Source organism: Accumulibacter sp. (genome assembly GCF_032229525.1).
In the GTDB taxonomy this organism is placed as follows: Bacteria; Pseudomonadota; Gammaproteobacteria; order Burkholderiales; family Rhodocyclaceae; genus Accumulibacter.
This window is the reverse complement of the sequence record NZ_JAVTWB010000136.1, coordinates 49,983-58,527: the sequence shown is the minus strand read 5'-3', so window position 1 is coordinate 58,527 and position 8,545 is coordinate 49,983. Positions and strand designations below refer to the sequence as shown.

The 8,545-nt window shown below is 65.1% G+C and carries 8 protein-coding genes and 2 pseudogenes; 4 read left to right on the top strand and 6 right to left on the bottom strand.

Annotation, left to right across the window (positions count from 1 at the left end; genetic code table 11):
• Together RUW20_RS09850 and RUW20_RS09845 are read left to right on the top strand one after the other, a co-directional pair.
• Positions 1–524, top strand: a pseudogene (locus RUW20_RS09850) (hypothetical protein); the annotation flags it as partial.
• A gap of 18 nt (positions 525–542) precedes the next feature.
• Positions 543–2,306 (top strand): DUF389 domain-containing protein, encoded by a 1,764-nt coding sequence (locus RUW20_RS09845; protein WP_313952028.1) that lies wholly within the window; start codon positions 543–545, stop codon positions 2,304–2,306.
• Positions 2,307–2,642: 336 nt separating this feature from the next.
• Here the strand turns inward: RUW20_RS09845 and RUW20_RS09840 are convergent, their stop codons facing one another.
• From RUW20_RS09840 to amrB, 5 genes are all read right to left on the bottom strand, one after another.
• Positions 2,643–3,173: a hypothetical protein gene (locus tag RUW20_RS09840; protein ID WP_313952027.1), complete on the bottom strand. Its 531-nt coding sequence runs from the start codon at positions 3,171–3,173 to the stop codon at positions 2,643–2,645.
• A 116-nt stretch (positions 3,174–3,289) separates the two neighbouring features.
• The gene (locus RUW20_RS09835; RefSeq protein ID WP_313952026.1) at positions 3,290–3,985 is read right to left on the bottom strand and encodes a hypothetical protein; all 696 of its coding nucleotides are present in this window, start codon (positions 3,983–3,985) and stop codon (positions 3,290–3,292) included.
• Positions 3,982–5,091, bottom strand: coding sequence for an AmmeMemoRadiSam system radical SAM enzyme (gene amrS / locus RUW20_RS09830; RefSeq protein ID WP_313952025.1), 1,110 nt, complete (start codon positions 5,089–5,091; stop codon positions 3,982–3,984). The genes RUW20_RS09835 and amrS overlap by 4 nt, the downstream gene beginning before the upstream one ends.
• Complete coding sequence (gene amrA / locus RUW20_RS09825) at positions 5,076–5,624, bottom strand: AmmeMemoRadiSam system protein A (RefSeq protein WP_313952024.1); 549 nt, start codon at positions 5,622–5,624, stop codon at positions 5,076–5,078. The genes amrS and amrA overlap by 16 nt, the downstream gene beginning before the upstream one ends.
• Positions 5,614–6,432, bottom strand: a complete 819-nt coding sequence (gene amrB / locus RUW20_RS09820) for an AmmeMemoRadiSam system protein B (protein ID WP_313952023.1) — start codon at positions 6,430–6,432, stop codon at positions 5,614–5,616. The genes amrA and amrB overlap by 11 nt, the downstream gene beginning before the upstream one ends.
• A 133-nt stretch (positions 6,433–6,565) precedes the next feature.
• Here amrB and ispD point away from each other — a divergent pair, with 133 nt between their 5' ends.
• Positions 6,566–7,264, top strand: coding sequence for a 2-C-methyl-D-erythritol 4-phosphate cytidylyltransferase (ispD, locus tag RUW20_RS09815; protein ID WP_313952022.1), 699 nt, complete (start codon positions 6,566–6,568; stop codon positions 7,262–7,264).
• Positions 7,261–7,740, top strand: coding sequence for a 2-C-methyl-D-erythritol 2,4-cyclodiphosphate synthase (ispF, locus tag RUW20_RS09810; protein ID WP_313952021.1), 480 nt, complete (start codon positions 7,261–7,263; stop codon positions 7,738–7,740). Before ispD ends, ispF begins: the two co-directional genes overlap by 4 nt.
• A 109-nt stretch (positions 7,741–7,849) precedes the next feature.
• On the opposite strand, the pseudogene RUW20_RS09805 reads toward ispF, so the two are convergent.
• Positions 7,850–8,545, bottom strand: a pseudogene (locus tag RUW20_RS09805) (hypothetical protein); the annotation flags it as partial.

Below are 8,545 nucleotides of genomic sequence, written 5' to 3'. Positions count from 1 at the left end.
GATCTGCCGGGATGATCGAACACTCAAAACACCTCACGTCCTTGCTGTTTTCCGCTGGGCTCGTCGCCGGTTTGGGTGGCTGTTCAACACTGGAAAAGCACATCCCGGGCATCGGTGGGGCGACGTCGGAGACGAGCGGGTCGGCAGCCGTGGAAGGCGTCTACTACGCCGCCTCGCCCGATCTGCCCCTGTACCGGAGCCCCGGCGGTGTCATCATCACGCGTCTGCCAGAGTACACGAAACTCTATCGGGATCAACTGGACAGGGGCTTTGCCCACGTGCGCGTCGAATCGACTGGCGAAACGGGATGGGTAGAAAACGCGCAGCTACTCTGGCGTCCGCCGAAGTATAGGCCACCGCAACAAGCTCACGGACCCGAGCGCCAACCGGCCGCGGAGTTGCCTTTGCCGTCAGCGGTGGAGGCGCCGCAGTCGTCGGCACCGCAAGCGGTCGAACCGTCGCCCTCGCCGTCGAGCGCGCCTGCGAAGGGTACCGTCGCGCCGTCGATTTTCAACCCCTACTAGCGAGCCGCAGCTGCCATCATGAATAGCAACAGCGCAGCGACGGACCCGGTCCGCCCCGACCCGAGTTCGAAGCGCACGGACCTGGATGTGCCGCTGGTTGCCTTGTGGTCCGTATCGCAACAACGCAAGGCGGCGGTGATCGACGATATCGCGCACGGCTCGATACCAAGGCCGCTGTACTATGTGCTGCTGCTGGCGTCAGCGGGCATCGCTGCCTTCGGCTTGCTCGCCAACAGCGCGGCGGTGGTCATCGGCGCCATGCTGGTCTCGCCGCTGATGGCGCCGATTTTCGGCATTGCCCTGGCACTTTCCCGCGGCGACCTGCGTTTGTTGCGCAACGCCATGGTCGCCGAGTTCGGCGGCGTACTGTTAATCGTCGCGTTTGCCCTGATCCTGGGTCTGTTGCCGTTCGCCCTGGAAGTGACGCCGGAAATGCTGGCGCGCACCAAGCCATCCTTGCTCGATCTGTTCGTGGCAGCCCTGGCTGGCCTCGCCGGTGGCCTGGCACTGGTCGATGAGCGGACCAGTCCGGCGCTGCCGGGAGTGGCGATTGCCACCTCGTTGACGCCGCCACTCGCCACCTCCGGTCTGTCTTTGGCGTTCGGGGCTTTCGATGGCGCCTGGGGAGCCTTCCTGCTGTTCTTTGCCAACTTCCTTACGATACTCGCGGTCTCCGCCGCCATCTTCATTCTGGCCGGGTTCGTCACCCGCGCGGAGATTGGCACGCGAATCGACTTGTTGAAGCGCTTCGCCGCCGCCGGCATCGGCCTGCTCGCCGTCGCCGCCATCCTCACCCGTCAACTCGTCACCACCATCGACGACTGGCGCCTCAACCAGTCGATCGTCGCGACCATCGAGCACGCCCTGGCGGATGATGCCGGTGCCCGGCTTTCGAGGGTTATCTATGATCAGACCGCGGACGGCTCGGTCAATGTGCTGGCGACGGTCAATACGCCGCGATCGTTCTCCCCGCAGAAGGTCAAGGCCATGCAGCAAGCCATCTCGGAAAAGGTCAATCGGCAGATCAGCTTGTTCGTCAGGTGCGCCATCACTCAGGATGTGGCGGCAGCGGGTTCGGCAAACCTGCTGCCGACGGTCAACCTTGACGGCCACTTCATCGCGGCCGACGTGACAGCCAATGTACGAATGACGGAAACTGCCGAGCAGACGCTTCGGGAACTACTTGTGACCTATGGTCAGACCTTTGAGTTGGAAGGCGTGCAGCTCATCCACTTGCCGATCGGCCCGGTGATCGTTGCCACAGTGTCCGGTGCCCGTCCACCTGTTCCCTCACAGGTCAGGTTTGTCGAAGAAACGATTCGCAAGCGGCTCGGCGATCCAACCGCCACTCTGCTGGTGCGCGCGACGACCACCAGCGACATCACTGCGAAGGGGCGCGTGTTGCTTGGTGACGCGCTGTTCGCACCGATGACAGCGGCCGATCGAGCCGTTCAGGAGGACCTTGAAACGCGTGGGAAGAGCGAGCTGGAGCAGGTCGCGAACACCTTCGTCAACAGCATTGCTGCGGCGAAGTCTGCAAACGGATGGGAAGTGCGGGCGGAAGTGGTCAGCGCCGAGGTGCTGCGGCCGGCCAACGTGGACAGGGTGGAAAAGAGCCTTGCCAAGATTGCCGGTACTTCCCTCACTCTTTCCGTACTCACACCAAACGGCCTGATAGTCGGGCCCAAGGGTTTCACCACGGTGCAACGATCAATCGAGCAGGAACTAGCCCGCCGGCGTGCCACTGTCGATCCGACCGAACGGGGCGACCAGTCGAGGTAAGCGAAGCCGCCATTCGGCGGCGGCATGGCACGCGACCGCTTGCCCCGGCACGCCTGCGACTGTAGTCACCCGGAAGACCGCTCCCGCGCTGCGGGTGAGCGACGCGTCTCAGTGCTCCCGAAGGCGCCCAAGACCACGGTGATGGCTGTCCTGGATCGGCTGGACTGCCAGTTCCTTGAACTCGATCGTCTATGCCTGTTTCGCGATCTTCATTTTTCACCTGCCAAAAGCGACGTCAATTCCAGGTTGCCCTTGGCAGACGGCACCTCGGGGGAAGCTCGGTCGAGGCGGGCTCCGTGCTCCGCTCCCCGGCGCTTGTCGAGGACAGGCTTCCCGTCAGTGTCCGCAAAAAGGCTCAACCCCATCCCCAGCGCCCAGATTCGGGTGCTGTCCGGTCGAATGCACAAGGCCGCTAGTCGCGTCGAACATCACGTCGAAGAATTCCTGAACGTTCCAGTCGTTGCAGAACAGCCATGACCAGGCGAGTTGATTGCTCCTCGAGTAATACTGGGTCCACATGGGTCCCGACGGACCGAGGATGCGCAGCACTTCATCCTTGCTCAGTCCCGCGTGGACGCGAGCAAAATGCGCCACGTCCAGCACCTTTTCGATGCTTTGCAGTCTTCCATCCGGCCCGACGTACGCCATGAAAGTCTGCGTGCCAAATGGGCCGTGTGGGTAAGCCAGCTGTTCACTCCCATCGCGATTCTTCCAGACCATCGTCGGCTGGCCCATCGCGGCAAAGATTTCGGGCCGAGTCGACACCCCCGGCTTGAGCTTGCTGCCGCTGTAAGCGGCGCAGGCGGAAACCAGGAGGGCACCGAGAATCAACAGCCCGCGTAACCATGTTGAAGAGTTGCGGTCCATTTCGCCTCCATGTCCGATCAAAGTCGAGGGCATTCTCACACGCTCCCATGCCCTGTATGAAGGCCAAGGCTATGGGCAGAGGGCGGGCCCGTGCAAAGGCGCCGCAAACCGCGTGCTCAAGCGCGGCCAGGCGCAGTGGCAGCAGCGACCGTCGTTGGCAGGTGTCGCACGAACCAGTGCGCGGTTTCGCGAGCGACCGACTCGAAATCCTCGCCAGAGTCGGGTGAATCGGCGCTTGCCGGCAGCAACTGCAGTTCGTTGGGGCAGGCCAGTTCGTGTAGCGCGCGCCGGGTGCTTGCCACCAGGCGTTCGTCGTCCTGGCCGACCAGCACCAGAAGTGGCGACGCAAGCAAGTGCAGATACATCATGCCGGCCAGGTCAATCAGGCCACCCCGGCAGACGATGGCGAAGATGTCGTGGTCACGCTGGGCGGCAACACGCAGCACCACCGGCGAGCAGTCGCCGGCGGCACAGAGGCCGATCGGTAGCTTCGGCAGTTCGTCGGTGAGCATCCGCTGCTTGATCAGCAACAAGCCGTCGAGCAGGCGTTTGGCGAGCTGCGGGACGTTGTGGTGGTTGTCGTCGAAACGTTCTTCACTGGGCGTCAGCAGGTCGAGTGTCAGTGTCCCGATACGGGCGTGGCGCAGGATCACTGCGAGCGCTTCGTCACGGGCTTCGGGGCTTGGGCCGGCGTGAGCCAGGACGACCAGCGCCGAGGCCTGGTCGGGCAGGGTGAGCAGACCGTGCAGCGGGCCGTGCCCGCTGTCGATCGAGACTGCCATTTGCCTGACAGACGGGGTGGCGGCGCTCATCGACGGACCAGCCTGACCGGCACGCGATGCCGACCGAAGGGCTTGCCGAAGCTGGCGAAGTGGCCGGCGAGCTGGGTGGTGCAGTGCGGACAACGACCGTCGGCCGGCAGATCGTAATGGCGGATGTTGTACCAGTCACGCTCGATCAACGCCGCCTGGCAGCCCGGGCAGAAGGTGGTGCCGCCCTCGGTGTCATGCACGTTACCGGTGTAGACGTAGTGCAGGCCGGCGTCCAGCGCGATGCGCCGAGCCCTGGTCAGGGTGGACGGCGGGGTCGCTGGCAGTTCGCTCATTTTCCAGTCCGGGTGGAAGGCAGTGAAGTGCAGCGGCACGTCCGGCCCCAGTTCGCCGGCCACCCAGTCCGACAGCGCCTTGATCTCGGCCAGTGAATCGTTGCGCCCGGGAATCAGGAGGGTGGTAATTTCCAGCCAGCAGGTCGTTTCATGGTGGATGTAGGCGAGGATGTCGAGTACAGGTTGCAGATGGCCACCGCAGAGCTTGAAGTAGAAGTCGTCGGTGAACGCCTTGAGGTCGACGTTGGCGCCGTCCATCACCGCGAAGAACTCGCGCGCCGGCTCGGGATGAATATAGGCGGCGGTGACGGCGACGGTCTTGATGCCGCTTTCCCGGCAGGCGATGGCGGTGTCGATGGCGTACTCGGCAAAGATCACCGGGTCGTTGTAGGTGAACGCCACCGACTGTGCGCCGTAGGCGGCGGCCGCCGCGGCGATGCCTTCCGGGCTGGCGGCATCGAGCAGGCGGTCCATGTCCTTCGATTTCGAGATGTCCCAGTTCTGGCAGAACTTGCAGGCCAGGTTGCAGCCGGCGGTGCCGAAGGAAAGGATCGACGAGCCGGGATAGAAGTGATTGAGCGGCTTCTTTTCGATCGGGTCGATGCAAAAGCCCGACGAGCGCCCATAGGTGGTCAGCACCATCTCGCCGCCGAGGTTCTGGCGGACGAAGCAGGCGCCGCGCTGGCCGTCGTGCAACTTGCAGTCGCGTGGGCAGAGGTCGCACTGAATGCGTTCACCGGCGATGGCATGCCACCAGCGACCCGGGTGAGTGGATTCCGGCGTTTTCAGCGAGTGGTTCACTTCTCTTTCCATTTTTTTGCTCCGTAACGCGCCAGGGCGAGCTCTTCGTGCCAGAAATCGGCGGGTAGGCCGGCTTTCTGCTTGAGTTCGGCCAGAAACTCTCGTGGATCGGCGAGCGACTCCCAAACCTGCGGCAGGAAGGTGGCGCGGTGGCGGGCATAGGTCAGGATCAGGCCATCAATCCCGGGTCGCAGGCGGGCCAGGGCGTCGGCCTCGCTGGTCACCGGGAAAGGCTCGGCGGGCGTCAGCAGCGACACCTCGACGCGCGCGTCGGCAAACTCCTGCTCGCCGAGCGGCGCAAAGCGTGGGTCGCGAAAGGCGGCGGCGAACGCGTTCTCGGCGACATCCCTAGCCAGCGGCCGCTGCGCTTCCAGGCTGCCGATGCAGCCGCGCAAGCGACCGCCCCGCGTCAGCGTGACGAAGCTTGCCCCCGCTTGGTCGAGTTCCGGAAGCGGGTCGACGGCTTGCGCTGCGCCGCCGAAATGCTTGGCGATGGCGTTGCGAGCAATCACCAGCAAGGCACTGCCCAGGGGATCAGTGGACATCGGCAGTCTCCGCGGTGAAGGCGAAAGCGCCGTAGCCGACCACCCGTGAGCGGTCACCGGCGGTGTCGCCCGAATTGCGCAGATCGATCAGTTGCGCCTTCAAGGCATGCCGGCGCGCCGCCAGCAACAGGCCATTGACCGGCGTGGCGCCACAGGCCTGTTGGTGATCAATGTGGGCATCGAGCGCGACGATGTGGCGTGCGGTCTCGGCGTCGGTCTGCCGCGCCAGCGCGTAGGGAAGGTAATGCGACAGATCGGAGCTGATCACGATCAGCGTCTCGTCGCCGCCCCACAGGCACTCGAGGACTTCGGCGACCTGTGCGGCCGATGCGCGGCCGACGGCGAGTGGCACCAGGGTGAAGCGGTCGAGCACCGTCTGCAGAAACGGCAGTTGCACTTCGAGCGAGTGTTCGAGAGCGTGCGCGTCGTCGCTGACGACCACCTGTGGCAGATGCGCGATGGTGGCGATGGCCTCCGCGTCAACCGGAACGACGCCGAGCGGCGTGGCGAAGGCGGTGGACGCGGGAGCCGCCAGGCCATTGACCGCCACGCGGTGCGTCGGGCCGAGCAGGACGACCCGTCGGATGCTGTCGCGCAGCGCGTGCAACGGCGCATAGACGCTGGCGGCAATCGGGCCGGAATAGATATAGCCTGCATGCGGCGCAATGATCGCCTTGGCTCGTCGGCCGGGCGCCGGCGAGGTGTCGGTCAGCAGCAGGCGAACATCGCGGGCCAGAACGGCTGGCGATCCAGGATAGAACATGCCGGCGACGGCGGCCGGACGAACGTCGGGTGTCGGTTGGCTCACCTGCTTGCTCCTCGATGGATCTGGCTGCGGTCAGCAAGACGGTACAGCAAGCGCTGCCCGGTGGTGCTTGCCTGGCGCGAACGCTGCGCTCTCATTTCGTCATCCCCTGACCGTATGTGGTTAAAATTACGCCATGCAACGCCACTACGCAATCGTCCCCGCCGCCGGCAGCGGATCGCGCTTCGGTGGCGAGACGCCAAAGCAGTACCAGTCCCTCGCCGGCCGACCCCTGATTTACTACAGCGTAGCCGCCTTGTGCCGTTGCCAGGCCATCGATCGCGTCTGGGTGGTGCTCTCTCCAGACGATAGATGGTGGCGGCAGTACGATTGGACAAGCCTCGGCCACAAGCTGGAGACCGTCTATTGTGGCGGGGCGAGCCGATCCGAAAGCGTCGCCAATGGGCTGGCCGCCGCCGCGACAGCTGCTCACGACGACGACTGGGTTCTGGTGCACGATGCGGCGCGCCCCTGTCTGTCGCAAGCGAACCTGGCCGCCCTCTGTGAGCAACTGGCCGACGATCCGGTCGGCGGCATTCTCGCCGTACCGGTGGCCGATACGCTGAAGCGCGCCGACGATGAGCAGCGCGTGGCACGCACCGAGTCGCGAGACGGCTTGTGGCAGGCACAGACACCGCAAATGTTTCGCTATGGCTTGTTGTGTCGGGTGCTGGCTGAACACACGGACGGCACCGACGAAGCGTCGGCAATCGAGGCTGCCGGTTTCAACCCCCGGCTGGTCGCTGGTGACATCAGCAACTTCAAGGTGACTTTCCCGGCCGACCTGCGCCTGGCCGAGCTGATCCTGCAGGGCAGGGCGCGGGTGGACGAATGATCCGCGTCGGCCAGGGTGGTGACGTCCACGCGCTGGTTCCGGGACGCAAGATGATCCTCGGCGGGGTCGACATCGCGCATGGGTCTGGCCTGCTCGGCCATTCCGACGCCGATGCCCTGCTGCACGCGATCACCGACGCCCTGCTCGGCGCCGCGGCCTTGGGCGACATCGGCCGCCACTTCCCCGATACCGACGAGCGCTATCGCGGTGCCGACAGCCGCCAGCTGCTGCGGGCGACGATGGTGCTGCTGGCGCAGACAGGCTGGCAGGTCGGCAATGTGGACGCGACGATCATCGCCCAGCAGCCGAAGATGGCGCCCTATCTGCCGCAGATGGTCGCCAATATCGCCGCCGACCTGCAGGTGGCGGTGGACTGCGTCAACGTCAAGGCGAAAACCGGTGAGCGGTTGGGTTTTGTCGGGCGTGGTGAGGGGGTTGCTACGGAGGCGGTGGTGCTGATCTTCCGGGACCCCTGATTTCCTGGCGTGCCGGCCATAGCCGGCGGGCGGGATGCGTAGCCGCTGCGTCGGCATCGGTGGATCCGACACCGCGCGTCCCGAGTGCAGAAAGCCGCTTCTCGAAAGCTCAATTCGCTTTCGGTGTCCGCTCCAGGCGTAGCGGGCGTTCGGCCTGCTTGCTGTTGAGCCAAAGGGTGCCAGCCATGCGGGTACCTTCCGGGTTGAGCGTGGCGTGCAGGTTGCCAGAGTCGACCAGGGTGTCGCCAGGACTGCTGACGATCTGCAGTGCGACGTCGATCACCAGATCGTCACCCGGACGACTGCTGGCGCTCCCCTGGCCGCGGTAGGTGATGAAGTCCAGTTCGCTACCGAAGCGCTCGCGCCAGAAACGGCGGTAGTCGGCCCAGTCCGCACGCTGACTGATCGGCACCGGCCGACTGTTCAGCTCGACCTGTTCGCCTGACTGCCGTAGTGACAGTGAGAGGGTCTCATCAGGGGCGAGGGTGGCCAGCCACGTGCCGCTGACGTCGGCGGGGTAATTGGTCGAAGGTTTTGCGGCGCTCACCGTTGTTGATGGCGGCTGGGGGGCCGGCGTTGTCGGCGCTATCGGCTGCAGGGCGTACCAGCCGACCCCCAGAGCCATCAGCAGCGCCGCGGCCGCGGCCGGCAGCAGCCAGCGTCGACGCGCAGCGGGATCGGGATCGCTAGTCGCCGCGTCATTTGGTGCCCCTTGCTCCGCCGGGGCGATGCCGAGCGCGCGCAGATCGTCCACCAGACGCTGGACATCGTGCGCCCAGTCGTAGGCACGCAACTGACGCCAGGT

Bases quoted from the DNA above. Each gene is read 5' to 3' on its own strand.
- RUW20_RS09845 (WP_313952028.1), top strand. From the start codon at position 543: ATGAATAGCAACAGCGCAGCGACGGACCCGGTCCGCCCCGACCCGAGT.
- ispD (WP_313952022.1), top strand. From the start codon at position 6,566: ATGCAACGCCACTACGCAATCGTCCCCGCCGCCGGCAGCGGATCGCGC.
- RUW20_RS09840 (WP_313952027.1), bottom strand. From the start codon at position 3,173: ATGGACCGCAACTCTTCAACATGGTTACGCGGGCTGTTGATTCTCGGT.
- amrS (WP_313952025.1), bottom strand. From the start codon at position 5,091: ATGGAAAGAGAAGTGAACCACTCGCTGAAAACGCCGGAATCCACTCAC.
- amrA (WP_313952024.1), bottom strand. From the start codon at position 5,624: ATGTCCACTGATCCCCTGGGCAGTGCCTTGCTGGTGATTGCTCGCAAC.
- ispF (WP_313952021.1), top strand. From the start codon at position 7,261: ATGATCCGCGTCGGCCAGGGTGGTGACGTCCACGCGCTGGTTCCGGGA.
- RUW20_RS09835 (WP_313952026.1), bottom strand. From the start codon at position 3,985: ATGAGCGCCGCCACCCCGTCTGTCAGGCAAATGGCAGTCTCGATCGAC.